Origin of the sequence: Streptomyces sp. NPDC058291 (assembly GCF_042880855.1) — a bacterium.
Lineage (GTDB): Bacteria > Actinomycetota > Actinomycetes > Streptomycetales > Streptomycetaceae > Streptomyces.
In genome coordinates, this window is the sequence record NZ_JBHVYK010000017.1 from 49,214 (window position 1) to 74,227 (window position 25,014).

Annotated in this window: 25 protein-coding genes, 1 tRNA gene and 2 pseudogenes; 13 read left to right on the forward strand and 15 right to left on the reverse strand. The window is 71.3% G+C overall.

The window, feature by feature from the left end:
* The first annotated feature begins 349 nt into the window (after positions 1–349).
* Entirely contained in the window at positions 350–1,369 is a 1,020-nt protein-coding gene (locus ACFVYK_RS11565) for a DNA-directed RNA polymerase subunit alpha (RefSeq protein ID WP_389771714.1), read from the forward strand.
* 364 nt (positions 1,370–1,733) lie between these two features.
* On the opposite strand, the gene ACFVYK_RS11570 is transcribed toward ACFVYK_RS11565, so the two are convergent.
* The 3 genes from ACFVYK_RS11570 to ACFVYK_RS11580 all read right to left on the reverse strand — a co-directional run bounded on the left by ACFVYK_RS11570 (position 1,734) and on the right by ACFVYK_RS11580 (position 3,840).
* Positions 1,734–2,387: a sigma-70 family RNA polymerase sigma factor gene (locus ACFVYK_RS11570; protein ID WP_389771716.1), complete on the reverse strand. Its 654-nt coding sequence runs from the start codon at positions 2,385–2,387 to the stop codon at positions 1,734–1,736.
* A 221-nt stretch (positions 2,388–2,608) separates the two neighbouring features.
* Positions 2,609–3,310, reverse strand: a complete 702-nt coding sequence (locus ACFVYK_RS11575) for a hypothetical protein (RefSeq protein ID WP_389771719.1) — start codon at positions 3,308–3,310, stop codon at positions 2,609–2,611.
* On the reverse strand, positions 3,307–3,840 hold the full coding sequence (locus tag ACFVYK_RS11580; RefSeq protein ID WP_389771857.1) for a copper chaperone PCu(A)C: 534 nt from the start codon (positions 3,838–3,840) through the stop codon (positions 3,307–3,309). The genes ACFVYK_RS11575 and ACFVYK_RS11580 overlap by 4 nt, the downstream gene beginning before the upstream one ends.
* Between ACFVYK_RS11580 and ACFVYK_RS11585 the strand changes: the two genes are divergently transcribed.
* The gene (locus tag ACFVYK_RS11585) at positions 3,814–4,665 is read left to right on the forward strand and encodes a class I SAM-dependent methyltransferase (protein ID WP_389771721.1); all 852 of its coding nucleotides are present in this window, start codon (positions 3,814–3,816) and stop codon (positions 4,663–4,665) included. The two genes, ACFVYK_RS11580 and ACFVYK_RS11585, sit on opposite strands and share 27 nt — an antisense overlap.
* Positions 4,666–4,919: 254 nt before the next feature.
* On the opposite strand, the gene ACFVYK_RS11590 is transcribed toward ACFVYK_RS11585, so the two are convergent.
* Positions 4,920–5,510 carry a TetR/AcrR family transcriptional regulator gene (locus ACFVYK_RS11590; RefSeq protein WP_389771724.1) on the reverse strand — a complete coding sequence of 197 codons (591 nt, stop codon included), beginning with the start codon at positions 5,508–5,510 and terminating at the stop codon, positions 4,920–4,922.
* Positions 5,511–5,677: 167 nt separating this feature from the next.
* The gene (locus tag ACFVYK_RS11595; protein WP_389771725.1) at positions 5,678–6,178 is read right to left on the reverse strand and encodes a PaaI family thioesterase; all 501 of its coding nucleotides are present in this window, start codon (positions 6,176–6,178) and stop codon (positions 5,678–5,680) included.
* Positions 6,179–6,281: 103 nt separating this feature from the next.
* Here ACFVYK_RS11595 and ACFVYK_RS11600 point away from each other — a divergent pair, with 103 nt between their 5' ends.
* Positions 6,282–6,749 (forward strand): winged helix-turn-helix transcriptional regulator, encoded by a 468-nt coding sequence (locus ACFVYK_RS11600; RefSeq protein WP_389771727.1) that lies wholly within the window; start codon positions 6,282–6,284, stop codon positions 6,747–6,749.
* A gap of 496 nt (positions 6,750–7,245) precedes the next feature.
* Here the strand turns inward: ACFVYK_RS11600 and ACFVYK_RS11605 are convergent, their stop codons facing one another.
* Positions 7,246–7,719 carry a winged helix-turn-helix transcriptional regulator gene (locus ACFVYK_RS11605; RefSeq protein WP_389771859.1) on the reverse strand — a complete coding sequence of 158 codons (474 nt, stop codon included), beginning with the start codon at positions 7,717–7,719 and terminating at the stop codon, positions 7,246–7,248.
* A 193-nt stretch (positions 7,720–7,912) separates the two neighbouring features.
* Between ACFVYK_RS11605 and ACFVYK_RS11610 the strand changes: the two genes are divergently transcribed.
* Positions 7,913–8,926 (forward strand): NADP-dependent oxidoreductase, encoded by a 1,014-nt coding sequence (locus tag ACFVYK_RS11610; RefSeq protein WP_389771729.1) that lies wholly within the window; start codon positions 7,913–7,915, stop codon positions 8,924–8,926.
* 129 nt (positions 8,927–9,055) lie between these two features.
* Here the strand turns inward: ACFVYK_RS11610 and ACFVYK_RS11615 are convergent, their stop codons facing one another.
* Entirely contained in the window at positions 9,056–10,066 is a 1,011-nt protein-coding gene (locus tag ACFVYK_RS11615; RefSeq protein ID WP_389771731.1) for an enoyl-CoA hydratase/isomerase family protein, read from the reverse strand.
* 364 nt (positions 10,067–10,430) lie between these two features.
* On the opposite strand from ACFVYK_RS11615, the gene ACFVYK_RS11620 reads away from it, so the two are divergent.
* Positions 10,431–11,246: an oxidoreductase gene (locus ACFVYK_RS11620; protein WP_389771734.1), complete on the forward strand. Its 816-nt coding sequence runs from the start codon at positions 10,431–10,433 to the stop codon at positions 11,244–11,246.
* A gap of 418 nt (positions 11,247–11,664) precedes the next feature.
* Positions 11,665–12,687, forward strand: coding sequence for a zinc-dependent alcohol dehydrogenase family protein (locus ACFVYK_RS11625; RefSeq protein ID WP_389771737.1), 1,023 nt, complete (start codon positions 11,665–11,667; stop codon positions 12,685–12,687).
* A gap of 38 nt (positions 12,688–12,725) precedes the next feature.
* Here ACFVYK_RS11625 and ACFVYK_RS11630 read toward each other — a convergent pair.
* From ACFVYK_RS11630 to ACFVYK_RS11640, 3 genes and pseudogenes are all read right to left on the reverse strand, one after another.
* Positions 12,726–12,941, reverse strand: a pseudogene (locus ACFVYK_RS11630) (MarR family transcriptional regulator); the annotation flags it as partial.
* A 40-nt stretch (positions 12,942–12,981) separates the two neighbouring features.
* A complete protein-coding gene (locus ACFVYK_RS11635) occupies positions 12,982–13,419 on the reverse strand; it encodes a glutaredoxin domain-containing protein (RefSeq protein ID WP_389771739.1) in 438 nt (145 codons plus the stop codon).
* A gap of 255 nt (positions 13,420–13,674) precedes the next feature.
* On the reverse strand, positions 13,675–14,043 hold the full coding sequence (locus tag ACFVYK_RS11640) for a hypothetical protein (RefSeq protein ID WP_389771742.1): 369 nt from the start codon (positions 14,041–14,043) through the stop codon (positions 13,675–13,677).
* A gap of 366 nt (positions 14,044–14,409) precedes the next feature.
* On the opposite strand from ACFVYK_RS11640, the pseudogene ACFVYK_RS11645 reads away from it, so the two are divergent.
* The 4 genes and pseudogenes from ACFVYK_RS11645 to ACFVYK_RS11660 form a co-directional block, all read left to right on the forward strand.
* Positions 14,410–14,873, forward strand: a pseudogene (locus ACFVYK_RS11645) (flavin reductase family protein); the annotation flags it as partial.
* Positions 14,874–15,046: 173 nt separating this feature from the next.
* On the forward strand, positions 15,047–15,730 hold the full coding sequence (locus ACFVYK_RS11650; protein WP_389771744.1) for a DUF4389 domain-containing protein: 684 nt from the start codon (positions 15,047–15,049) through the stop codon (positions 15,728–15,730).
* Between the two features lie 243 nt (positions 15,731–15,973).
* Positions 15,974–16,660, forward strand: a complete 687-nt coding sequence (locus tag ACFVYK_RS11655) for a class I SAM-dependent methyltransferase (protein WP_389771747.1) — start codon at positions 15,974–15,976, stop codon at positions 16,658–16,660.
* 412 nt (positions 16,661–17,072) lie between these two features.
* A tRNA-Met gene (locus ACFVYK_RS11660) sits at positions 17,073–17,146 on the forward strand.
* 113 nt (positions 17,147–17,259) lie between these two features.
* Here ACFVYK_RS11660 and ACFVYK_RS11665 read toward each other — a convergent pair.
* From ACFVYK_RS11665 to ACFVYK_RS11675, 3 genes are all read right to left on the reverse strand, one after another.
* The gene (locus ACFVYK_RS11665; RefSeq protein ID WP_389771749.1) at positions 17,260–17,568 is read right to left on the reverse strand and encodes an SCO5918 family protein; all 309 of its coding nucleotides are present in this window, start codon (positions 17,566–17,568) and stop codon (positions 17,260–17,262) included.
* Between the two features lie 127 nt (positions 17,569–17,695).
* Positions 17,696–19,186, reverse strand: coding sequence for a DEAD/DEAH box helicase (locus ACFVYK_RS11670; RefSeq protein ID WP_389771751.1), 1,491 nt, complete (start codon positions 19,184–19,186; stop codon positions 17,696–17,698).
* Between the two features lie 342 nt (positions 19,187–19,528).
* Positions 19,529–19,732 (reverse strand): cold-shock protein, encoded by a 204-nt coding sequence (locus tag ACFVYK_RS11675; RefSeq protein WP_045556499.1) that lies wholly within the window; start codon positions 19,730–19,732, stop codon positions 19,529–19,531.
* Between the two features lie 743 nt (positions 19,733–20,475).
* Here ACFVYK_RS11675 and ACFVYK_RS11680 point away from each other — a divergent pair.
* A complete protein-coding gene (locus ACFVYK_RS11680) occupies positions 20,476–21,318 on the forward strand; it encodes a hypothetical protein (RefSeq protein WP_389771754.1) in 843 nt (280 codons plus the stop codon).
* Between the two features lie 48 nt (positions 21,319–21,366).
* Complete coding sequence (locus ACFVYK_RS11685; RefSeq protein WP_389771755.1) at positions 21,367–21,513, forward strand: hypothetical protein; 147 nt, start codon at positions 21,367–21,369, stop codon at positions 21,511–21,513.
* A gap of 101 nt (positions 21,514–21,614) precedes the next feature.
* On the opposite strand, the gene ACFVYK_RS11690 is transcribed toward ACFVYK_RS11685, so the two are convergent.
* On the reverse strand, positions 21,615–22,595 hold the full coding sequence (locus tag ACFVYK_RS11690; protein ID WP_389771757.1) for an aldo/keto reductase: 981 nt from the start codon (positions 22,593–22,595) through the stop codon (positions 21,615–21,617).
* Positions 22,596–22,912: 317 nt separating this feature from the next.
* Complete coding sequence (locus ACFVYK_RS11695) at positions 22,913–23,758, reverse strand: SDR family oxidoreductase (protein WP_389771760.1); 846 nt, start codon at positions 23,756–23,758, stop codon at positions 22,913–22,915.
* Between the two features lie 249 nt (positions 23,759–24,007).
* Between ACFVYK_RS11695 and ACFVYK_RS11700 the strand changes: the two genes are divergently transcribed.
* Positions 24,008–24,967 (forward strand): helix-turn-helix transcriptional regulator, encoded by a 960-nt coding sequence (locus ACFVYK_RS11700; RefSeq protein WP_389771763.1) that lies wholly within the window; start codon positions 24,008–24,010, stop codon positions 24,965–24,967.
* The last annotated feature ends 47 nt before the right edge of the window (positions 24,968–25,014 follow it).

Consider the following 25,014-nt stretch of genomic DNA (forward strand, 5'->3'; position numbering starts at 1 on the left):
CGACCAGCTCGGCCGGTTGGCTCGGCCGGCCGGCTCGGTTCGGCCGGCTCGGCCGGAGCAGGCGTCGCAGCAGCAACGGTGAACGTTTTCGCGGACGAGCGGCTCCTCCCCCGCTCTCTTGCCCATGGCGGCCGGATCCCGCCCAGGACTGTCCGCCAAGCAGAGGCAAAGAGGCAAAGGGGCGACGGGCGCGGGCGGGGCGGGCAGAAGGGCGGGCAGAGAGGGGCCTCCCGGGTGTGAAGTCGGGCGGTTCGGCCTCTCCGGCGGCCGTAACGCCGGTAGGGCACGTACCCTTCTTGGTGTCTACGGCGTCACATAGCGGGCGCCAAACCACTGGAGGCAACACCCCGTGCTGATTGCTCAGCGTCCGTCCCTGACCGAAGAGGTCGTCGACGAGTTCCGGTCCCGGTTCGTGATCGAGCCGCTGGAGCCGGGCTTCGGCTACACCCTCGGCAACTCCCTGCGCCGTACGCTCCTGTCCTCGATCCCGGGTGCGGCGGTCACGTCCGTCCGCATCGACGGCGTCCTGCACGAGTTCACCACCGTGCCGGGCGTCAAGGAGGACGTCACCGACCTGATCCTCAACATCAAGCAACTGGTCGTGAGCAGCGAGCAGGACGAGCCCGTCGTGATGTACCTGCGCAAGCAGGGCCCGGGTCTCGTCACCGCCGCCGACATCGCGCCCCCGGCCGGTGTCGAGGTGCACAACCCCGACCTCGTCCTCGCCACGCTCAACGGCAAGGGCAAGCTGGAGATGGAGCTGACCGTCGAGCGCGGTCGCGGCTACGTCTCGGCCGTGCAGAACAAGCAGCTGGGCCAGGAGATCGGCCGTATTCCGGTCGACTCCATCTACTCGCCGGTGCTGAAGGTCACGTACAAGGTCGAGGCCACGCGTGTCGAGCAGCGCACCGACTTCGACAAGCTGATCGTCGACGTCGAGACCAAGCAGGCGATGCGTCCCCGCGACGCCATGGCCTCCGCGGGCAAGACGCTGGTGGAGCTGTTCGGTCTCGCCCGCGAGCTGAACATCGACGCCGAGGGCATCGACATGGGTCCGTCCCCGACGGACGCCGCCCTGGCCGCCGACCTGGTGCTGCCGATCGAGGACCTGGACCTCACCGTCCGGTCGTACAACTGCCTCAAGCGCGAGGGCGTCCACTCCGTGGGTGAGCTCGTGGCCCGTTCCGAGGCCGACCTGCTCGACATCCGCAACTTCGGCGCGAAGTCGATCGACGAGGTCAAGGCGAAGCTGGCCGGTCTGGGCCTGGGCCTCAAGGACAGCCCGCCCGGATTCGACCCGACCGCCGCGGACGCGTTCGGCGCCGACGACGACGCGGACGCGGGCTTCGTGGAGACCGAGCAGTACTGAGCGCGGCCGGTTCCGCCCGGCCGGGAACTCGGCGTCATCAGCGCCGGGTCCGGCCGGCGGCGGGATGCCGCTGGGGCCCGACGCACGGACCGCGCGCGCGGGGGCCGTGGACGTTCCGGCGGGCGGCACGGTGCGCACGGCGCCGGGCGGGGTCGCGGTCCTGGGCCCTCCTGCGCTCAAGGGCGGACAGGAGGAGCCCTACGTCCTGTGGTTCCGGCAGAGCGGGAAGGTCGTCGTCCCGCAGAGCGGGAAGGTCGTCGTCCGGGCGACGGTGGCCGAGGGCCGCGCAGTGAGCCTCGGTGGCCGGCCGGCTCCGTACGGGGTCCGGCCAGGGGGCGCCGACACCGGCCGGCGCCCCCTGGCGTCATGCGGCCACGGCAGCCGGGAGACCGGGTTCCTCCGCTTCGGCGAGCAGCGCGACGAGGGCCGCCCGAGCCCGCGACACCCGCGAGCGGATCGTCCCGACCGGGCAGCCGCCGGCCTCGGCGGCCTCCTCGTACGGCAGTCCCGCCAACTGGGTGAGGACGAACGCCTCTCGGCGCTCGGCGGGCAGGCCGTCCAGCAGGTCGAGCAGGGCCACGCCGTCGTCGAATCCGGGCAGGCCCTTGGGCTGTGCCCGCTCGGCCCAGATCGTCCAGTCGTCCACCTCGGCCGACCGCGGCCGGGCGGACGCGTACCGCAGGCTGTCGACGACCGTGCGGCGCGCGATCGACAGCAGCCAGGTGCGCGCCGACGAGCGCCCCTCGAAGCGGTGCAGGCTGCCCAGCGCGCGCAGGAACGTGTCCTGGGCGAGGTCGTCGGCCAGCTGACGGTCGGCGGACAGGTACGTGACATAGCGGACGACGTCGGAATGCAGGGCCCGAACGAAGCGGTCGACGGCGTCGGGGTCGCCGGTGCGGGCGGCGAGGGCCCAGGCGGTGGCCGGGTCTTCAGGCGCCGCGGGCGCGTGGGACCGGTCGGTCACAGCGTGGTCCGCGGCACGTTGCTCGCGCGACGCGGGGAGGACAGGAGTGATCACCTGATGTCCTTCTCGGGGAACCCGGGACCGCTCCGGCGCGACGGCGCGCGCGTGTGCGCGACGTGGCACGGCGGGCGCGCGGCGCGCGGCGCGGGGCGCGCCGTCGCCGGAAGGTCCCAGGACAGGAGTGGGAGGGGTCGTGCGGTGTGCACGCCCCGTGCCCGAAGCCCTGCAGCCGCTGATGCGGCTCGCATGGGGAAGACCTCGGGAAACCGGCTGTCTCAGACGACAGCGGTCCCGGCCGGAGGCCCCCGAGAGATGATCGTGTGCGTCAGCGCCAGCCGCGGCACCCGCTGCGAACGCTCGCGCGTCGGCCGCAGACCGGGCCGGCACGGCGGGACGGGAGTCGCGGCGGGAGGGAGCCGCAGCGGGGCCGCCAGCCACCCGGCGACGACCCGTAGCAGACGGAACGCGGCCCGCTCGCCGTAGGCCAGCCACAGACCGGTCAGCAGCGCGGCCAGGGCGTGGGCGACGAGCATGCCGAGCGACGACGTGCCGCCCGTGCCGTGCGCCATGTGGCCGAGATGCTCGGCGTGCGCCGAGTGCCCCATGTCCGTCGAACCCATGGGCGCCATGGACCTCATGGAACCCATGGCGCCCATGTCCATCGCGTCCATGGACATGCCGCTCGTGCCGGGCGCCGCGGAGCCCGTGCCAAATCCCGAGGGCGCCGACTGGACCAGCGAGAAGGCTGAGTGGAGCGCGCCCTGGGCGACGACCACGACCGACACCACCAGCGGGACGCCGCGTTCACGGTCCGCCAGAGCCCAGCCGACGCCGCCGGTCGCGGCGAACCCGGCGGCCATCGTCCACCACGGCACGGTGGAACCGGACATCATGACGTGCCCGAGGGCGGCGAACAGCGCACAGACGGCCGCGAACATCGCGGCCCGTACCGTGCGCGCACCCCACCCAGCAGTCATGACGGCCTCATCCTCGCATCCGAGCTCCGCTCGTCACCCGTGGGTACGCACAGAACCCGGGCCTGCCACTCATCCCGAAGAGAGTGATACAGGACACAGCGCTCTGACGGAACTCGGCATACGGGCCGACCGACGAATCCGGATGGGGGGTCATATGCCGTCCTGACCCGGCCGGACCACCACCGCGAGGTCTGCACCGCGCCGCAGCGCTCGACATACAGGGTGAAGGAGACGAGGTCGCCCGACCGCCAGTTCGCCTTCGCCGGCAGTACCACGTCGAGACCGTCCGGGGACATGGCCAAACTGTCACCGGCAGCTGCGACGACCGAGGCCACCGTCTTGTCGGTGGCCGTGTCGCCGCTGAGCATGAGGTGGCGGCTCAACGTGGGGGTGCCCGCGCCGGCCTCGGCGGTCGTGACCTTCACCAGCCGGTCGGCCGACCCTCCGGCATTGGTGATCCGGAAGGAGGCCGCCGTGAGCGGGGTGTCATTTACGCTGACGCGGTGACTGGTGAGCAGGAGCGGGTGCAGCCGTCGGGAGTGTGGGCCACGGCGGTGGGCGTGGCCAGGGTGCGGGCGCTGGAGACCGAGCGGGAGAACGCGCTGTTCCGCGACCCACTGGCACAGGCCTTCGCCACCGCCGGCGGCCTTTGGCCCTCCTCGCCGCCGCTGCCGGACGACGAGGCCGCGCGACGTCGCCGGCTGGCCGTGTCGTTCTCCATCGTGATCAGGACGAAGTTCCTCGACGACCTGTTGCAGCAGGCCTCCGCGTCCGGGGTCCGGCAGGTCGTGCTGCTCGGCGCGGGCATGGACAGCCGGGCTTTCCGGATGGACTGGCCCCAGGGCACCCGGCTGTTCGAGGTCGACACCGCCGCGCCCTTGGACTTCAAGGCTTCGGTGCTGCGCCAGGAGCGGGCCGACGCACGCTGTGAGCGGATCACCGTCGCCGTGGATCTGCGGGAGGACTGGCCGGCGGCGCTGACCGCCGCAGGGCATGATCCGGCGGCGCCGACCGTGTGGATCGCCGAAGGACTGCTGATCTATCTGCCCGCCGACGCGGTGGAGTCGCTGCTGGCGCGGATCAGCGCGCAGTCGGCCGCAGGCAGTCGGATGGGGCTGACGTTGGGCTCGCGCGGCGTGATCGAGCGCTTCGGGGCGGGCGCCGCGCCCGGGTCGGCGGCGTCCATGTGGGTCTCGGAGATGCCCGACGACCCGGTGGGCTGGCTGGCCGGACACGGCTGGGAGGCCGGGAGCCGCACCCTGCGCGAGTGCGCCGCCGCCTACGGCCGCCCGATCGGCACGCCGCCGCAGCGTGAGGAGCAGCCCGGTGGACTGATTTCGGCGGTCCGCCGGTAGAGCGCCTCCCGGTCCCCTGGTGATCGACTGCTTCGTCACCCATCTGTGGGCCGGGCACGGCGTTGACCGTGGCGGGGTGCGGCCCGTCCCGTGAAGAGGAGCCGACAGCCTTGGCGCGTCCGCCCCGCGGTCTGCCTGGCACCCGCGGCCACCTCGCCGCGCCAGGGCGTCGGCCGGCCCAGCCGGGGAAAGCCCGTCAGCCGTCGGACTGTTGCCTCGGAGGCGACAGCCCGAGGCAGCCGGCGTACGGCACGTCAGACGCGTTGCCCGGCGTCCAGCAGCGCGAGGGCGTTGTCGATCCCCTGGTCGAGGAGCTCATCGGAGAGTCTGCTGTCCGTCAAGGCGCGGGAGAGCTGCAGCGTCCCCGCCATCATGCCGAGGAGGCCGAGGGCCTCGACGCGTGCGGAGGCCGGGGCGTCGGGCGCCATGCGGGCGGCGATGCCCTCGATGAGGACCAGCACGCCGTCGGTGTACGCCTGCCTGGTCGTCTCGGTGCAGCGCCCGATCTCGTCGAGCAGAGCGGCGTTGGGGCAGCCGTCGCCGAGACTGTCGCGGTGCTGGGGCGACAGGTATCCCCGCACGATCTGCTCGAGTCCGGCACGGCCGGGCGCGGCCTGGGCGACGACCTGTTCGGCCTGTGCCGTCAACTGGTCGGCGATCGCCGTGGCGACGAGGTCGTTCTTGGACTCGAAGTGCGCGTAGAAGGCCCCGTTGGTCAGCCCCGCGTCCTTCATGAGCGTCGAGACCCCGGAGCCGTCGATCCCGTCCTGCTTGAACCGGCGGCCCGCCGTCTCGATGATCCGCCGCCTCGTCTCCGACTTGTGCTCTTTTCCGTACCGCACCACTGCGCACACTCCTCCGCCGGCGGGAGGGCCGGTTGCCCTTCGCCGACGTCGGCAGTCTATGATATTGCGAACGTAATCCCAAAGGGCGGCGGCGAACGCACCGACACCTCACCGGCTCGCCCGCACGCTCACCCGCGGGCTCGCCGGCGCCCTCACCGCCGGTGGAGTCACGCCTGAGGGGCGGGCACCGGGAAGAGCATGCAGCTGCTGGTGGCGTGCGCGAGCAGCCGGCCCTCCGCGTCGACCAACTGCGCCTGGGCCAGGGCGGTTTGGCGGCCCCTGCTGATGACCGTGCCGATGGCGCGCACCGGGCCCGTGTCCACGGTGACCCGTCGCAGGAACTTCACCGTCAGGTCGAGCGAGGTGTAGGCCATGCCCTGCGGCAAGGTGGACTGGACGGCGCAGCCCGCCGCCGAGTCGAGCAGGGTGGCGAAGACGCCGCCGTGCATGCTGCCGATCGGGTTGTAGTGCTCCTCCCCCGGCGTCAGCGAGAAGACCGCTCTGCCCGGCTCCACCTCGTCGAGGTCGAAGTCGACGGTGTGACTGATGGGCGCCCTCGGCAGCCGTCCCGCACGCACCTCGCGGAGGAAGTCGATGCCGGCCATGCCCCCGGCGGCCTCCGCCGAGATCGCGGGGTCGTCCCAGTGATACGTACGCGTTCGCCCCACGATCCAGCGCCTTTCATCAGACGGTCGGCTGACTTCTTCAAGCGAAGCTAGACGTCCGTTCGGCTGACTGTCAATGGCGAAGCCAGGCGCTTACGATGGCGGGATGGAGTGGCTTGAGGCGAGCACGGAGAACTGCCCCGTACAGCGCACGCTCGACGTGATCGGGGAGAAATGGACGCTGCTGATCCTGCGCGACGCCGTCAACGGGGTGCGACGCTTCGATGACTTCCACCGCCACATCGGCCTGTCCGAGGCCGTGCTCAGCGACCGCCTGCGCAAGCTGAGCACGGCCGGCATTCTGCAGACCGTGCCCTACCGGGAGCCCGGCAGCCGCTCCCGCAACGAATACCGCCTGACCCGCAAGGGCTGGGACCTGTGGCCCGTCCTGATGGCGCTGACCCAGTGGGGCGAGGCCTACGCCCTGGGCTCCGAGGAACCTCCCCTGGACATTCGTCACACCGGTTGCGACGCGCCGGTCCGCGTCGTCGTCGAGTGCTCCGCGGATCACTCGCCCCTCACTCACCGGGACGTCACCGCCCAGCTGGGAACAGGCGCCCGCCTCCGGTCATGAGCCGTCGCCCCGGCGGTCGCAGGCCAGACAGCGCCGGGCCGTCAGCCGAGTGATCTGCAGTCGCCGGCATCACCGTTCGCACGCGCCGCTCGCAGTCTGCTCGCGGACCCGCCCGTCGATCGCCACCGTCAAAGGTGCTCGCCGAGTCGACGACCGTCACGCCGCGGGCACGCGAACGACTCATCGCCATCGCCGGACGCTTCGACGTCCCGGTGACCGCGCTGCGGTTCGATCCCGGCGTCACCGATCTCCTCCAGCGGTACACCGAGCGGGGCCGCACGGACCTCACCGCCGCGGACGTGCGTGCCTACGCCGCCGTCATGGCACGCGACGCAGACGCCGACCGACTGCGCGCCGAGGGCGCGACCACCGTCCACGACGTCCCCGGGCGTCGCCAGGCGACCACACCCGCCGGAGCCGCCGCGCGCTTCCTCTTCGCCTGCCCCTCCGGCGCGTTCCTCCGCGCTCGCGAACTCCTGCCGCGACCGGGCTCGGCTCAGTCGGCGGGCCGCATGCGAAACGCGGGGCCGGGGACGCTGTCGATGTCTTCCGCCCGCACGGCGTGGCCCCGTTCACAGCGGATCTGGGCGTCGACGCGCGCGCCGCAGCCGCGGTGTCGCGCCAGCACGGCCGGGCCCTCCGGGTCGGCGCGGTAGCGGTCGCCCCACTGCAGCAACCCCATCACGGCCGGGACCAGGTCCATGCCCTTCGCCGTGATCACGTACTTCGGCCGGCTCCGCGCGCCGGGCTCCTTGTAGGTCTGCGTGGCCAGGATGCCTTCCTCCACGAGCATCCGCAGCCGCGCCGCGAGAAGGTTACGAGGACAGCCGAGGACACGCTCGAAGTCGCTGAAGCGGGACGAGCCGTACCAGACCTCGCGCAGGATCAGGAGGGTCCACTTCTCCCCCACCACCTCAAGGGTCCGGGCGATCGAGCAGTTCGACGTGTCCCGGTCGAGACGGGGGTCCATGCCGGCGCCCTGAAGGGCTTCGGTCCTCGCATCCATGGGGTGATACTAACCTCACCTGAGTTTACTTTCCTATACTTAGATGGGTAGCGTCTCCGTCAGGACCTCGCCCCTGCGGCGCCGAGAACGGGCGAGCAGGGGGATCTCCGCGAAGAATCACAGCAATCACGCCCTACCCAGGCAGAAGGCGGCCGGCATGAAGGCATTCGTCGTCGAGAAGTACGGCAAGGACGGCGCGCGCGCCGCAGAGGTACCCGAGCCTCCCGTCGGAGACCGCGACGTCCTGGTCCGGGTGAGCGCCGCCGGCGTCAACCCGCTCGACAAAATGGTCCGCAACGGGGAGTTCAAGCAGCTGATCAAGTACAAGCCTCCGTTCGTGCTCGGCCACGACCTGGCCGGCGTCGTGACGCGGGTCGGCTCCGCCGTGCACGGTTTCGCGGCCGGCGACGAGGTCTACGCCCGTCCGCGCGACCTGCGGATCGGAGGCTTCGCGGAGTTCATCGCGATCGACATGGACGACGTCGCGCCCAAACCGGCCTCCCTCACCTTCCAGGAGGCTGCCGCAGTACCGCTGGTGGCCCTGGCCGCCTGGCAGGTCCTGGTCGACCGCGCCCATGTGAAGCCGGGCCAGAAGGTGCTCGTCCACGCCGGCGCCGGCGGCCTCGGCTCGACGGCCGTCCAGCTCGCCAAGCACCTCGGCGCCACCGTGGCGACGACCGCGAACACCAAGACGGCGGAACTGGTCAGGAGCCTTGGCGCGGACGTCGTCGTCGACTACACCAAGGAGGACTTCTCGAAGGTGTTGTCCGGCTACGACCTGGTGCTGGACTCCGTGGGCGGAGCGAACCTGGAGAAGTCGCTGACCGTGCTCAAGCCAGGCGGCCTGGCAGTCAGCGTCGTCGGCCCGCCGGACGCCGGATTCGCCAAGCAGGTAGGAGCCCCCTTCTTCCTGGGTCCGGTCATGAGCGGGCTCAGTCGCAGGATCCGCAGGCAGGCGAAGGCGCTGGGCGTGCGCTACCAGTTCTTCTTCATGCGGGCCGACGGCTCCCAGCTGCGCAAGCTCGGCGCCCTCTACGACAGCGGGAAGCTGCGCCCGGTCATCGACAGCACCTTCCCGTTCGACCAGACACTGGAGGCCATGGCGTACGTCGAGCAGGGCCGCACGAAGGCCGGCAAGGTCGTGGTCTCGATGACGTCCGGCAACGACTGAGCCCCCGCACCGGCGCCTCGCCGGTCACCGGTCTTCCGTCCGGCACGGCCCACAGGCGCGTTCGACACCGAAGGCGGTCCCCCGGCGACTGCGGCCGCAGAGAACCGCCGCGGCGGGCGGCACAACGGCTCAGGACGGCAGTGTGCCCGCGCCGAGCGACGCTCCCTGCCAGCGGGGAGTGCGGTCCTTGTCGACCAGGGCGGCGCGCACACCCTCCAGGAAGTCCGGCGTGCGGATGGTCGTGCGGGTGAGGGCGAGTTCGGCGTCGAGGCATGCGCGCAACGTGCGCTGCCTTCCCCCGGCCAGCAGGGCGTGGGTGATCTCCAGGCTCTGCGGCGAAGCCGACTCCAGGGCGGCCAGCGCGGCGGTCGCCCAGGGAGTGCCGAGGCGGCGCAGGCGTCTGTGGATCTCGCCGAGAGCCGGCGCGCCGAACGCCTGGTCCACGTCCCCGCGTACGGTCGCCAGCTCGCTCTCCGCCACCGGGGAACGGCCGGCCAGGCGGTTCAGGACGACGTCCACCGGGTCGCCGGGGTGGTCAGCCAGGGCGTCCCCGACCGCGTCGAGCCCGTCCGCGGGGACGAAGTGCGTGGCCAGCCCCGTGTACAGGGCGTCGGCGGCGTCGATCCGGTGCCCGGTCAGTCCCAGGTACATGCCGATCGCGCCGGGCAGCCTCGGCAGGAACCAGCTGGCCCCGACGTCCGGGAAGAACCCGATCGCGGTCTCGGGCATCGCCAGCACCGCGCGTTCGGTGACGACGCGGAATGCGCCGTGAACGGACAGGCCGAGCCCTCCGCCCATGCACACGCCGTCGATGAGCGAGACGAGCGGCACGGGATACTCGGCGATCCGGGCGTTGAGCCGGTACTCGGAGGCGAAGAACCGCTCGCTGGCCTCGGCATCCCCGGCGAGGCTGTGCTCGCGGATCGTACGGATGTCCCCGCCGGCGCAGAACGCCTTCGCGCTGGTACTGGCGAGCACCACGGCGGACAGCGGTATGCGCTCCCAGTCGGCGAGCACACGGTCGACGGCGACGACCATGCCGGTCGTCAGGGCGTTGAGGGCCCGGGGCCGGTTCAGCAGGATACGGCCGACGCCCCGGTGCACCTCGGCGAGGATCTCGCCGGTAGCGGTGTCAGTCATGGGTCAGCGCCTCGGGGTCCGCGGGGACCCGGCTGTCGTGGCCATCATGTTCCTCACTCGCGGGCTGTCCGGCGTGGATCTGTACGCCTCAAGATCCTGACACAGGGCTCGGAACGCTTTCACGAGCCTGTCGTCGACCCGGGGACCGCAGGCCTTCCTCCCGGGCGAGGCCGCGCCACACAGCGCCGCACGTGCCGCAGGCGCCCTGAGTGCGCTGAGTGCCGCCTGAGCACCGCGGGAAACCTCACGTCTCCCGGATCACCGCAGGAATCGCCGGGCCCGCCCACTTGCCATCGACCCATGCCCGCCCTATGGTCGAATGAACGTAAGTCATACGATCGTAATTCAAATTGAGGAGTTCGTGATGGCGACAACTCGGCCGGTGGCGCTCGTGACAGGTGCGTCATCAGGGATCGGCAAGGAGACGGCCCGCGCGTTCGTCGCGGCGGGCTTCGAGGTGATCGGAACCGGCCGCAAGACCTCCGCGCTCACCCCGCCCGCCGGGGTGACCTACCTCGACCTCGACGTGGCCGACGATGACTCGGCGACCGCCGCGGTCGCAGCGGTGATCGACCGGTTCGGGCGCATCGACGTCCTGGTCAACAACGCGGGCGTCGGCTCGTCGGGCGCCGTCGAGGAGAACTCCGTCCTCCAGGCCCAGAGCGTCCTGAACGTCAACGTGCTCGGCGTCGTCCGGATGACGAAGGCCGTCCTGCCCCACATGCGCACCCAGGGCGGGGGCCGCGTCATCAACGTCTCGTCCGTCCTCGGCATCGCCCCCCAGCCCTTCATGGCCGTCTACGTCGCGTCGAAGCACGCCGTCGAGGGCTACTCGGAGTCGCTGGACCACGAGGTCCGCGAGTACGGCGTCCGGGTCCTCCTCGTGCAGCCCGCCTACACCAGGACCAGCTTCGAGGCCAACGCCGCACAGCCCGACACCCCGATGTCGCTCTACGCGGAGCGCCGGCGCGTGTTCGACGAGGTGATGGCGGACGCGATGGGGAGCGGCGACGACCCCGCCGTCGTCGCCAAGGTGATCGTCGCCGCGGCCACCGACAAGAAGCCGAAGCTGCGCTACACCGCAGGCCCGCTGGCCTCACGCGTCGCCACGGCGCGTCGCTTCGTCCCCGCCGCAGCGTTCGACAGGCAGATCCGCAAGAACAACCGCATGCCCGCGTGACGTCCCGGTCCGGCTCCAAGGCGCGGACGCCGGCCGTATGCGCGTGGACGCCTCGGTGGACGTTCCGTGCGACTCGGCCCGCCCGTCAGGCGGATCGGCGGGGAATCGGCGTCCTGGTCGCGGAGATGAAGCATGACCACGCGAGGAGGCGCTCCCCACGCCCGCCGCGACCCTGATCCCTCCACGCCCGCCGACCCTGATCCCCGCGGTGGCCCTCGCCCTCCTCCAGCGCCGCCGTCGGGTCGTGCACGCCCGGGCTGCCACGGCGTGCCGCACGGCCCTGGGGCCCGTCACGGGATTCTCACCGGCTCGACAGGCGCGAGACACGCATACCGGGGAGAGTGCGGAGATACCGCGCCTTCCTGAAAACCCCGTCGACGCCACAGGCGCCGGTGCACAGAAGCAAGGAGATCCGCCCATGCGTGGAGTAGTCATGCACACAGCCGGTGATGTCCGGGTCGAGGAGCGCGAGGGCCCGAAGATCATCGAGCCCACCGACGCGATACTCAAGCTGACCGCGACCTGCATCTGCGGCTCCGACCTGTGGCCTTACCGCGGCGTCGAGCCCGCCGACCACACGCTCATGGGGCACGAGTACGTGGGCGTCGTGGAGGAAGTCGGCTCCGAGGTGAAGACCGTCAAGGTCGGCGACTTCGTCGTCGGGTCGTTCGTCATCTCGGACAACACGTGCGAGATCTGCCAGGCCGGGTTCCAGTCCAAGTGCGTGCACGCCGAGTTCGTCCACGGAGGAATCGGCACCCAGGCCGAGAAGGCCCGCATCCCGCACGCCGACGGCACCCTCGTCGCCACCCCCGGCCAGCCCGCCCCCGAGCTCATCCCCTCCCTGCTGGCCGCCTCCGACGTCCTCGGCACCGGCTGGTACGCCGCCGTCGCCGCCGAGGCCGGACCCGGCAAGACCGTCGCGGTCGTCGGCGACGGCGCGGTGGGCCTCATGGCCGTCCTCGCAGCCAGGCACCTGGGCGCGGAACGCGTCATCGCCATGTCCCGGCACCCCGAGCGGCAGAAGCTGGCCCGCTTCTACGGGGCCACCGACATCGTCGAAGAGCGCGGCGACGAGGGCATCGCGAAGATCAAAGAGCTCACGGGCGGGCTCGGCGCGCACTCGGTCATCGAGGCGGTCGGCACCCAGGAGTCGTTCATGCAGGCCGTCGGCGCCACACGCGGCGGCGGACACCTGGGCTACGTGGGCGTCAACCACGACGTGTCCATCCCCGGCATCGAGCTGTTCTTCGCCGGGATCCACACCCTCGGCGGCCCGGCCCCGGTGCGCCGGTTCCTGCCCGACCTGATCCGGCTCATCTGGGACCGCGAGATCGACCCGGGCAAGGTCTTCGACCTCGCCCTCCCCCTCGACCAGGCCGCGGAGGGCTACAAGGCCATGGACGAGCGACGCGCCACCAAGGTCCTGCTCACCCTCTGACGCGCGGCTCACGCCCCTCGCGTCAGTCGCCGGTCGTCGTGATGGACGCGTCCGAACGACTCCGGCGGGTGGATGCCCCGCGCCACCGCGTCGAGCACGTGGGCCTCCGTGCCGCCGACGTGCGCACCGACGAGGGCGGCTACGTGCCCGTCACCGCGGTGCTCGCGCAGCATGGTCGCGGAATGCCACAGCCGGGCGACCGGGTCGCCCGGCACCGGCAGGGCGAGCATCCCGGCGTACATCACCCGGCCCTCACAGGCGCGATCCTCGACCACCCTCCGACGGCGCGGTTCTTCAGCCGGAAGGACGGAGCTGTTCGCGCAGCCATGCGGGATCGGGGTTGGTGTGCGGCTGACCTGCCACGACGACGGTCGGCACCGTCTCGTTGCCGTCGTTGGCCTCCCTCACCGCCGCGGCTGCTGCCGGGTCACGCCAGATGTCGACCCAGTGCAACTGGCCTGCGCTGCGGCCCAGTCGGATGCGCAGGCGTATGCAGTACCTGCATCCCGGACGCCAGAAGACGACTGGCCGGCCGTCGGCCGCACTGCGGCGCTGTGCCTCCCCCGCACCGATCGAACTCGGAAAGATCAGGGGCGAGTTCACGCCTGCGAGCACCAGGAACACCAGCAGGAACGCTGCGGCTGTGCCACGGTCCCCGTTGAGGAGGGGCCCCGTCGCGACGGCTGAGCCGCAGAGCACGAACACCATCGGCAGGATCCACACGCGCATCATGGTGACGCAGGCTATCCATAGGCCGAGACGCTTTTCACGGCAGTCAGCGCTTCGGGTGGGGCAGGGCGTTGAGCACCGCCGCGATGGAGCGCTTGCCGCCCGCACCGGCTGACGCCGGTGCGGGCCATGACCTGCTCGAAACGGGTGCAGTTATCCGACGTTCCCAGCGGTGGTCGCGAAGGCGGGCGAGCGGCCGGGCCTGTCCGTCACGAGCAGGTGGCGGCCCCACGCCCGCACCGCGGCGACGCCGCCGGCTCAGCGGCCGGCGATCCAGCGCCGGACGGACTCGTTGACGGTGTCGTCGAGGGTGCTCAAGGCTTCCACGGCGTGCAGGTCTCCGGACGCGGGCGCGACTCCCGCCCGGATGAGGGCCGCGTGCAGCTCCAATCGCCGGCGGTCGGCCGCCGACATCGCCAGGGGCAGCCGCCGGCCGGGGTCGGGAGCAGGCCACGATTCCTCCTCGACGGCCCGCCCCTGAGGGGGCACACGCCAGTCCTCGTCTCCCCACTGCTCCCCCGTCTCCGGCGCGCCCAGAGTCGTGTGGGCGTCGAAACCGCAGCGGTAGGGGTCCAGGATCAGCTCGGGCACCGTCACGGCGGTCGGCGAGTACTGCCACTCCTGCATACATCCTCCAGCGTTCGGCGTTCGCTTGGTGTCCAGGAGGCGGTCTGCCCGGTCGGCAGTTGCAGGAGCGGCGGCGAACCACCCGAACGCCCCCAAAGCCATCTCGTCACACGACTGCGCCACCCGGCGCCTTCGAGCCCCTGCCGCAGGCGCGGGCAAGCGATGAATTCGGCTGCGGATCGCATTCTCAGCATCCCCCCGGACCTGGTCGCGCTGATCACCCCGCTGCCCGCGGGCGGGGGGCCGGTGCCGGGCGAGATCATCGAGCAGGGTCTCGGACGGCCGTCGTAGATGCGGAACGGCCGCACCCCTGTATCCCGCCGAGAGCGAGGCCGGGTGGCCGCCTTCATCGGCCCGCCCCGCGTCGGCACCCTGGTGCACGCCTGCGGTCCGGAGCCGCTGCTGCGCGCCGCGCGGGAGGCGTGCGCCGACTGGCCCGCCGACACGCTGGGCATCGAGCGGTTCGCCCCCGTTCCGCCCTCCGCGGCCGACGCGGCTATGGCCGCCCCGTTCGACGTGGTGCTCGCCAGTCCGGGCCGCACGCTCACCGTGCCGCCGAACCGCTCGGTTCTCGAAGCGGTCGAGGAGGCGGGTGTCCCGGTGGCGTTCTCCTGCCGGGCCGCTCGGTGCTCGAAGCGGTCGAGGAGGCGGATGTCCCGGTGGCGTTCTCCTGCCAGGAGGGCACCTGCGGCACCTGTGAGACCGACGTGCTGGAGGGCACGCCGGACCACCGCGACTCACTGCTCGACGAGGACGAGCGGGCCGCCGGCGAGACCATGCTCATCTGCGTCTACCGTTCCTGCGGCCCCCGGCTGGTGCTCGACCTCTGACCGCCGGGCGCCGACGCGGGCCGCACCGCGACCGCGTTCGACGGGGACGGCCGCCCGCAGACACGCAAGCACCTGGTCCGGGCCGTCCTGCCTCGCGGCCCGGCACGGAAGCGGCCAGGCTGGTCATGAGCCCCTCGGCGATGTTGACGCCGGGGTGAAGGAGTTGATCACCCATGACGAATTCGGTGGGATTCCCGGAACGCCCGGTCCGGGTGAACGCGCGTGTCGACTCACCACTGTCCCGATGGCTGTGGCTCGTGAAATGGATCCTCGCCGTTCCGCACTACGTGGTGCTGTTCTTCCTCTGGATCGCCTTCACCGTGGTCACCGTGATCGCGTTCTTCGCCATCCTGTTCACCGAGCGCTATCCCCGTGCACTGTTCGACTTCAACGTGGGAGTCCTGCGCTGGAGCTGGCGGGTCTCCTACTACGCGTACGACACCCTGGGCACCGACCGGTACCCGCCGTTCAGCCTCGGCGAGGAACCGGACTACCCGGCACGGCTGGACATCGTCTACCCGGAGCGGCTCTCGCGCGGTCTGGTGCTGGTGAAGTGGTGGCTCCTGGCCATCCCCCAGTATGTGATCATCGGCTTCTTCGTCGGCGGGGCCCATCTCGGCTGGTGGTCCGGCGGGCTGATCGGGGCGCTGACGATCATCGCGGCCGTGATCCTGGCCTTCACCGAGAAGTATCCGAAGGACCTGTTCGACCTGATCACCGGGCTCAACCGGTGGGCCATCCGCGTCACCGCCTACGCCGCGCTGATGACGGACGCGTACCCGCCGTTCCGCCTGGACCTCGGCGGCGCGGAACCGCCCGGTTCCGGCTTCGAAGAGCCCCTTCGCGGGTCCGTTTGACCGCTCCCCCTTCGCGCTTGCACCGGCTACCCGCCGAAGAACGGTCGACGCGGCCTCGCCGAGTAGCCGAGCCGCCCGACGCGACGCGCGCTGAACGTGCTTGCACCGGCTACCCGCCGAAGAACGGTCGACGCGGCCTCGCCGAGTAGCCGAGCCGCCCGACGCGACGCGCGCTGAACGCCGTTTTGCCGGACCGGCAACAAGAGTGGCCGCGCGGGTACGCCGTGCGCGACGGTAAGGCACGTGACCGACAACATCGCAGCAGCATCACCGACGTCCGCCGTTCCCACGCCTTCCGACGGCTACGTCGGCGACCCCGCGGTACGGGCGGAGTGGGACGACCGATACACCGACCGAGACCAATTGTGGAGCGGCCGCCCCAACGGTGCGCTCGTGGCCGAGGTCGCCGGGCTCGCCCCGGGGCGGGTCCTCGACGTCGGCTGCGGCGAGGGCGCGGACGCCGTCTGGCTCACACGAGCCGGCTGGGACGTGACCGCGCTCGAGGTCTCGGGCGTGGCGCTGGAGCGGGCGGACGGGCACGCGCGGGACGCCGGCGTCACCGTTCACTGGGTGCACGCCACCCTCACCGAGGCAGCGCTCCCGCCGGCCTCCTTCGACCTGGTCTCCGCGCAGTACCCGGCCCTGCTGCGCACCCCCGACGCCGCGGCCGAGCGGGCGCTGCTCGCCGCCGTCGCACCGGGCGGCGTCCTGCTGCTCGTCCACCACGCGGGGATGGACGCCCAGCAACCACACGACGGAGGCTTCGACCCGGCTGACTACGTCTGGCCCTCGATGGTCGCCGCTCTGCTCGACGACGACTGGGAGGTCCAGGTGCACGAGCAACGCCCCCGCGTGGCACCCGTCGGCGGCGTCGGCGCCCACCATCGGGACGACGTCGTGCTGCGCGTGCGCCGACTGCGCCAACGCTGACGCCCATCGCCGACGCCGCGAACATGGCCCGTCCGGCGAGCCGGCCCCAGGCCGAGTGGTTCACCGCGGGCACGCCCGAGGAGGTCCGCGGCAGGGTGCACACGCTCGTGGGCCGGGCCCGTGCCGCGGACCGGACGCCCGTCCTGGTCGACCGTCACCTATGCACGCCGTCTGTACATGCCATGTATACGCGAGGTGCATAGTGCGTCGGAATCGAGCGCTGCCCCCCGGGGGCTTCGGCATCATCTGATATCGATCAAGACACCGTGTCCGGCAGGGTGGTTGCCCGTGAGGCGCAGATCACCTCTCGTGCGGCTCGGCGCCGCCGCCGGAAAGCCGCGGGAGCCGTCAGCCGTACATCGTCCGCCCCGGGAAACTGAGCCGTCGTGGGCGTGTAGTATGGGATCACCGACGCGGGGTGGAGCAGCTCGGTAGCTCGCTGGGCTCATAACCCAGAGGTCGCAGGTTCAAATCCTGTCCCCGCTACGAAGGAAGAAGGGGCCCGGCTGATGCCGGGCCCCTTCTCTCGTCCCTGCCTGCCGGCGGTCACCGCGAAGTGAACCGCCGTCAGGCGTCGGGCTTGTGCCTGACTGCCGCCGTCAGACCGCGACGGGGGCGCCCAGCATCGCGGAGGCCTGCTCCAGCGAGCTGAGGGTGACCTCGGGCGCGGCGTCGGGGACGGGGCGGCAGGTGAAGCCGAGCGCGGCCATGGCGCGCAGCACTTCGGCGGCGCTGAAGTCACGGCGGTCCTGGCGGGTGACGACCTGGCCGACCTGCTTGGCCGGGTAGTGACGACGGCCGATGATCACCGATTCACCGGTGACCGGTTCGGGCTTGACGCCCTTCATCGCTGCCAGCACTCCTTCCTTGGTGAGCTCGAAGGGGAAGCGGGCGATGACGCAGCGCATGGGGCCTCACAGGGAGAAGGGGGAGAACGGTCCGGCCGGGGGGTGAGGTGGTTCGACGAGCGAGGGGGGACGCCCGGGGCACTTGCCTTGCGTGCGGCCCCCTCGCGAGCGGCGTGGCTCGGGCCTTCTAGGCCACCGTGTTGGAGACCGACGGCCGTGCGGATGCGTACCGTGCCGCCGGGGTGGGGCGGCGACGGCCGCGGGAGGAGCTGCTGCGCTTGGGGCGCTCGCTCACCGGTGCGGTGATGACGACGGGGATGCCGGACGGGGCCTGGGCTCCGGTGATCCGATTGAGGGCCTCGTCGCCCGAGCGGACCTGGGTGGTCAGCGGCTGGATGCCGGCGTCCGACATCAGGCGGACCATGCCGCGCCGCTGGTTCGGTGTGACCAGGGTGACGACGCTGCCGGACTCGCCGGCGCGGGCGGTGCGTCCGCCGCGGTGCAGGTAGTCCTTGTGGTCGGTCGGCGGGTCGACGTTGACGACCAGGTCGAGGTTGTCGACATGGATGCCGCGCGCCGCGACGTTGGTCGCCACCAGCACGGTGACATGGCCCGTCTTGAACTGCGCCAGCGTGCGGGTGCGCTGCGGCTGCGACTTCCCGCCGTGCAGCGCGGCGGCCCTGACTCCGCTGTTGAGGAGGTCCTGGGTCAGCCGGTCGACGGCGTGCTTGGTGTCCAGGAACATGATCACGCGGCCGTCGCGGGCGGCGATCTCGGTCGTCGCGGCATGCTTGTCGGCGCCGTGGACGTGCAGGACGTGGTGCTCCATCGTGGTGACCGCACCGGCCGACGGGTCGACGGAGTGCACGACCGGGTCCGTCAGGTAACGACGCACCAGCAGGTCGACGTTGCGGTCCAGGGTGGCGGAGAACAGCATCCGCTGCCCCTCCGGGCGCACCTGGTCCAGCAGTGCGGTGACCTGGGGCATGAAGCCCATGTCGGCCATCTGGTCGGCCTCGTCCAGCACGGTGATGCCCACGTGGTTCAGCCGGCAGTCGCCGCGGTCGATGAGGTCCTTGAGGCGCCCCGGCGTCGCGACGACGATCTCGGCCCCGCCGCGCAGCGCGCTGGCCTGCCGGCCGATCGACATGCCGCCCACCACCGTGGCCAGCCGCAGCCGCACGGAGCGGGCGTACGGGGTCAGCGCGTCGGTCACCTGCTGCGCCAGCTCACGCGTGGGTACGAGGATCAGTCCCAGCGGCTGGCGGGGCTCGGCGCGCTGACCGGCGGTGCGGGCGAGCAGGGCGAGACCGAAGGCGAGGGTCTTGCCGGAACCGGTGCGGCCGCGGCCGAGCACGTCGCGGCCCGCCAGGGAGTTCGGCAGCGTCGCTCCCTGGATCGGGAAGGGCGCGCTCACGTTCTGCCTGCCGAGTTCGGTCAGCAGCTGCTCGGGCATGTCGAGATCGGCGAAGTCCTGGACCGCGGGCAGCGCGGGGGTGATCGTCTTCGGCAGCGCGAACTCGCCCTGCACGGCGGCGGGTCGGCGGCCGTAGCCACCGGAGCGGACGGGGCCGCCGGTGCGGCGCGAACCCTGCGAGCCGTAACCGCTGCCGCCCCTTCCGTCGGAGCGGCCGTCACGGCTGCGGGCGGAGCGGTCGTTCGTATACGTGCGGTCCATGCGGAACCTTCCTCGATGTGGCACATATCAAGGAATTCCCGCTGCGATGAATGGCACGGAGAACCACAAGTATGAACCGGTGAAAAAAAGCGGATCTGGCCGGCGGAAAGCCGTGGGCACAGGTGCTTGAATGGGTGACGCGACGAGGATCCGGAGATCCGCGCGTCGGCTGCGGAGCAGCGCTTCAGGGTGCGTCGGCACCCTGAGGGAGGAACCCCGTGCAGGGGCGCTGCGGGTTCCTCCTGGTCGTCCCGCGGGACGAAGACCGCTGCGGGACACGCATGTAGCTGGGGCCCGCACCCCGAAGGATGCGGGCCCCAGCTACGGATGTGCGCGTGAGCGTCAGGCCGGAACGATGTTCTCGGCCGTCGGGCCCTTCTGGCCCTGCGCGATGTCGAAGGTCACCTTCTGGCCCTCGAGCAGCTCACGGAAGCCCTGCGCGGCGATGTTCGAGTAGTGGGCGAACACGTCGGGGCCGCCACCGTCCTGCTCGATGAAGCCGAAGCCCTTTTCCGCGTTGAACCACTTCACGGTACCAGCAGCCATGTCATATCTCCTTTGGGGCAGTGCATCGGCGTCCACACCTTGCGGACGCCGTGTCGCCGCGATGATTACCCCGCCGGAAATGACCGGAAATACAAAAGCGCTCCCACCGGCGTAAGCCTGGTGGAGGCACTTGGAGTTTCGGGAACCACAACTGCAACTTGTAACGACAGTAGCACGCCGGAACGGCCTGCGCTCGTCACCGAATTCCGCCCTGCTCACCGTGGCAAAAACTCTCATCACACGGTCGGCCTAATTCTCACTTCGCGGGTGCAGATATTGCCTCGCCCGCAGGGCAACGTCTCCCGGACGGCGACGCCGCCGAACTACGGGCGCACGCCGTGCACTGTGCGGTCAGGCCCGGCGATTCACCGCGTCCTGGGGCCACTTCATTACGCAGAGACCGCCGATCCATGGATGAGCCTTCCTCTCCCGCCCTCGCGTACGCCGCGCCACGGTCGAAATCCGCGGGCGCTCACCGACCCGCCGCAACGAAGGAGCGAGATCCCCATGAAGACGACCGGCAACACGATCCCGATCACCGGCGGCACCTCGGGCATCGGGCGGATTCCACGGCAGCTGGATCGCGGACGCCTGAAGGGCGCCGCCCGAGCCCGCCACGCGCATGGCCCGGCGATGGTTCTCCCAACTGTTCCACCCGGTGCGGGTGAGTGGTGCAGGAGGGGCGAGGGCCTGGACGGCGTTTCGCCCGTCCTGGGTGCGGCCCGAGGTTCTAGGGTCGGCCCGTGGGGCAACCTTCGCAGCGCGCCGAGGGCGCGGGACCGTTCACCACCCGGCTCACCTGGCACCTTCCCGACGGCGGCACGGCGGTGTGGGAGTCCCGGCTCGCCCGGCGGCGTGGGGTGCTCGCCGTCCGCCCCCTCAACGCGGCGGCCGCTCACCCTGTGCGGGCCGACGCCGTCTCCCTCGCCCGGCTGCGCCGGCTCAACGCCGTCGCCGCGATCGCCTTCGTCATCGGCGGGGCCCTCTTCGCCGCCGGCGCGGCCGAGGCCCAGTTCGGCTCGGGCGACGCCACCGAGTGCGCCTCGATCTACTTCGCGGGCGGGCTGTTCTTCACCACCGGCGGATACGTCTCGCTGCTCCAGGTGATCAACGCGCCCCGCCACATCGCCGGCGGCGAGGGACGGCTGGTCACCCGACGCTGGCGATGGTGGAGTTACGAGCCTGCGCGGGTGGACTGGCTCGGCACGTTCGTCCTTTTCACGGGCACGCTGGTCTTCGCCGTCGACCTGTTGGACTCCTTCCTGCGGGGCCTGAGCGTGCAGCAGGTCAACAGGCTGATCTGGACGCCCGACGTCGTCGGCTGCATCCTCTTTCTCCTCTCCGGTCACCTGGCCTTCGCCGAGGTCTGCCACGGACGGTTCCACGTCCGGCCGCGCAGCCTCGGCTGGTGGATCGTCGCCGTCAACCAGCTCGGGTCCGTGCTGTTCATGGTCTCGGCGCTCGCCGCCTACACCCGCCCCGCCACCGGCAGCCTCGTCAACGCCGACATCGCCAACTGGGGCACACTCGCGGGCGCGTCGTGCTTCTCGCTCGCCGGCATCCTCCAACTCGGCGAACACTCGTAGGTTCCCCGGCCGGGGCCTCAAGCGCCCGGAAGGAAGAGGCAGAACGGGATGTGGACGATCGGCGGTCAGGAGTCGCACGACCGGGTCTGCCGCAGATTGGCGCTCAGGACCGGCGCGGCCGTCCTGAGCGTCGATCACCGAGACCTTGGACATGATGAGGAACCTTTTTCGGTGATCAGTGAACTGGGTCGATGAATCCGGCTCGGTCGCGTGTGACGGGGCGAGAGGTTCGCCGGAACGTCAGTCGTTCACGAAGTCCGGGAGCGTGGGCTGACCCGGACTCGGCGGCGACGGCGTCAGCGGTCGATGCTGGCCATGTTGGCCTCGTCGTGGCGTTCGCCGGCGGCGGGTGTGAGGTTGTTGAGGCGGTCGAGCTGGGCGGCGGTGAGTTCGACGGCGTCGGCGGCGGTGTTCTCCTCGACGCGGGTGACGCGGCGGGTGCCGGGGATGGGGGCGATGTCGTCGCCGCGGGTCAGCAGCCAGGCCAGTGCGGTCTGGGCCGGGGTTGCTCCGATCTCGGCGCCGATGGCCCGCACCTCGTCGACGATCGCCAGGTTGCGCTGGAAGTTCTCGCCGGTGAAGCGCGGGTTGGTCTTGCGCCAGTCGTCGTCGGCGAAGTCGTCGACGGTGCGGATCTGTCCGGTCAGCAGCCCGTGGCCGAGGGGCGAGTAGGGCACGAATCCGATGCCGAGCTCGCGCAGCAGCGGGAGGATCTCGGCCTCGACGTCGCGGGTCCACAGCGAGTATTCGGTCTGCAGGGCGGCCACCGGATGCACGGCGTGGGCCCGGCGGATCGTGGCGGGGCCGGCCTCGGAGAGTCCGATGTGGCGCACCTTGCCTTCGGCGACCAGTTCGGCCAGGGCGCCGACGGTCTCCTCGATGGGCGTGTCCGGGTCGACGCGGTGCTGGTAGTAGAGGTCGATGTGGTCGGTGCCGAGCCGCTTGAGGGAGCCTTCGACGGCGGTCTTCACGTTGGCGGGGCTGCTGTCGATGACGCCGGGGCCGTCGCCGGCGTGGGAGAGGAGGCCGAACTTCGTCGCGATGACGACGTCGTCGCGGCGGCCCTTGATGGCCCTGCCGACGATTTCCTCGCTGTGGAAGGGGCCGTAGATCTCGGCGGTGTCGATGTGGGTGACCCCGAGGTCCAGGGCCCGGTGGACGGTGCGGATGGACTCGGCGTCGTCGAGTCCACCGCCGGTGGTGTAGGTGCCGGCCATGGTCATGGCGCCCAGGCCGATGCGGGAGACATCGAGCCCGCCCAGGGATACGTGCTTCATGAGGTTCTCCTTGTCGTGACGGCCGTCAGGCCTGGTCGGTGTGCAGGGCGCGTGAGGCCCCGGTTCTGTGCCGTCGGGGCAGGCGCCGCTTCGGGTGGCTGGCGGGACGGCTGCTGAGGGCGCACTCCGCCGCTGCGCGGTCGGAAAGGCGGCGGAGGCCCGCGACGGTGCCGGGTCAGTCCTCGTGGGCAGCCGGCTCCAGGACGAGGGCCGGGTTCCGGGCGGCGTCCTGCGGCCCCGTGCCTCTACCTCGGACCGTGCCACGGTGCTCATGGCACGGGCGGTGCGCCTGCCGCGGGCGCGCCGGGGTGCGTGGCTCAGGCCTGGGCGTCATCGTGGGCCAGCGCGCCGCCCGGCTCGCGGGAGGCTTCGGCCTGGGCCAGGAGTTCCCGCGCCTTGGCCTCGGCGGCCTCGATGGCGTCCGCGCCGGCGACGAAGCGTCGCAGGGGCTTGTCCTGGCCGGCGATGGCGAGCAGGGCGCGGGCGAGCTTGGCGGGGTCGCCGGGCTGCTTGCCGTTCATGCTCTTCATGCCCTCGATCGTCGGGGCGGTGCGGGGGGCGTAGTCGTCGATGGACAGCTCGGGCCAGACGGTGGAGCCGTCCACGAGGAGTTCGGTGCGGAAGTAGCCGGGCTCCACCACGGTGGTGTGGATGTTGTACGGCTCGACGTCATAGCGCAGGGACTCCATCCAGCCCTCTTCGGCGAACTTCGAGGCGGCGTAGGCGGAGGTGAACTCCATGCCGACCAGCCCGGCGGTCGACGTGATGGTGATGACGTGACCGGCGCGCTGCTTGCGCATGATCGGCAGGACGGCGCGGGTGACGTTCATCGGGCCGAAGAGGTTCGTCTCGAACTGCCGGCGCATCTGCGCGGGCGAGATCTCCTCGAAGTAGCCGGTGAAGAGGTTCCCGGCGTTGTTGACCAGGACGTCGATGCGGCCGAAGCGCTCGACGGCGGCCTGCGCGGCGGCCTCGGCATCCTCCAGGCTGGTGACGTCCAGCTTCGCCACCAGCAGGTTGTCCTGCGGCCCGCCGAGCGTCTTCTCGACGTCTTCGGGGCGGCGACCGGTGGCGACGACCTGGTGGCCGGCGGCGAGGGCCTCGCGGGCGATGTCCGTTCCCAGACCGCGTCCGGCGCCGGTGACGAGAATGACCTTGCGCATGGGAGTTCCTTTCGGGTGGCGCGTTGGGGCGCCTGGTGTGCGGGAGGTGCTGCATGCGGCGCCGAAAGCACCGCACGGAGTCGAGTCGCGAGACCGGGGGCTCGGGCGCCGCCCGGTCCGGGCCGTGCACACCGCCGTGGACGGTGCACCACCAACAGAACCCGCTGTCGCGGGAGCGTGGGAGTCCCTCTTGAGGGGGTCACTGACAGGGACCCCCAAGCCGACGGCAGCGCTCGTAGAGTGAGGCGCATGGCAGGCAGAAACGGCCCACAGGCTGACAACCGCGACATCCGTGAGGATTTCCGCGCGGAGATCCGTGAATTCCTGGGCACGCGGCGGGGCCGGATCACCCCCGAGCAGGCCGGGCTGCCCGCATACGGCGGAGAGCGCCGGCGGGTCACCGGCCTGCGCCGCGAGGAGGTCGCCCTCCTCGCGGGCATCTCCAGCGAGTACTACACCCGGCTGGAGCGCGGCAACGCCACCGGCGTCTCCGAGAGCGTCATCGAAGGGATCGCACAGGCGCTTCAGCTCGACGAGGCCGAGCGCGCCCACCTGCTCGACCTTCTGCGCGGCGCCGGCACCACCCGCCCGCCACGCCGCCGCCGGGCCCAGCAGCGGGTGCGGCCCACGGTGCAGCGCGTCCTCGACTCGATGGCCGGCACACCCGCGTTCGTCCTCAACGGACGCGGGGACATCCTGGCCGCCAACCACCTCGGGCGCGCCCTCTTCGCCCCCGTCTACGCCGACCCGGCACGGCCGCCGAACAACGCCAGGTTCGTCTTCCTCAGCCCGCAGGCGAGCGAGTTCTTCCGCCACTGGGACGAAGTCGCAGGCGACGCGGTCGCCATGCTGCGCGCCGAGGCCGGCCGCGACCTGTACGACCGTCGGCTCTCCGACCTGATCGGTGAACTGTCCACCCGGAGCGAGGAGTTCCGCCGCCGCTGGGCGGCACACAACGTCCGCATGCACACCACCGGCGTGAAGCTCCTCCATCATCCGGTCGTCGGCGACCTCGACCTGCCCTTCGAGACGTTCCCCCTCGGCAACGGCCCCAGCCAGTTCCTCCTCACCTACACCGCCGAACCGGCCTCGCCCACGCAGGACGCCCTGAACCTGCTGGCCAGCTGGGCCGCAGCCAACGACGCCATCGTGCGGTCGGCGCCGGCCAACGGGGCCGCACCAGCCGACTCGGCCGAGACACCCGACTGACCGACCGCACCCGTCGAGGGAAACGACACGGAATCACGGTTCAGGGG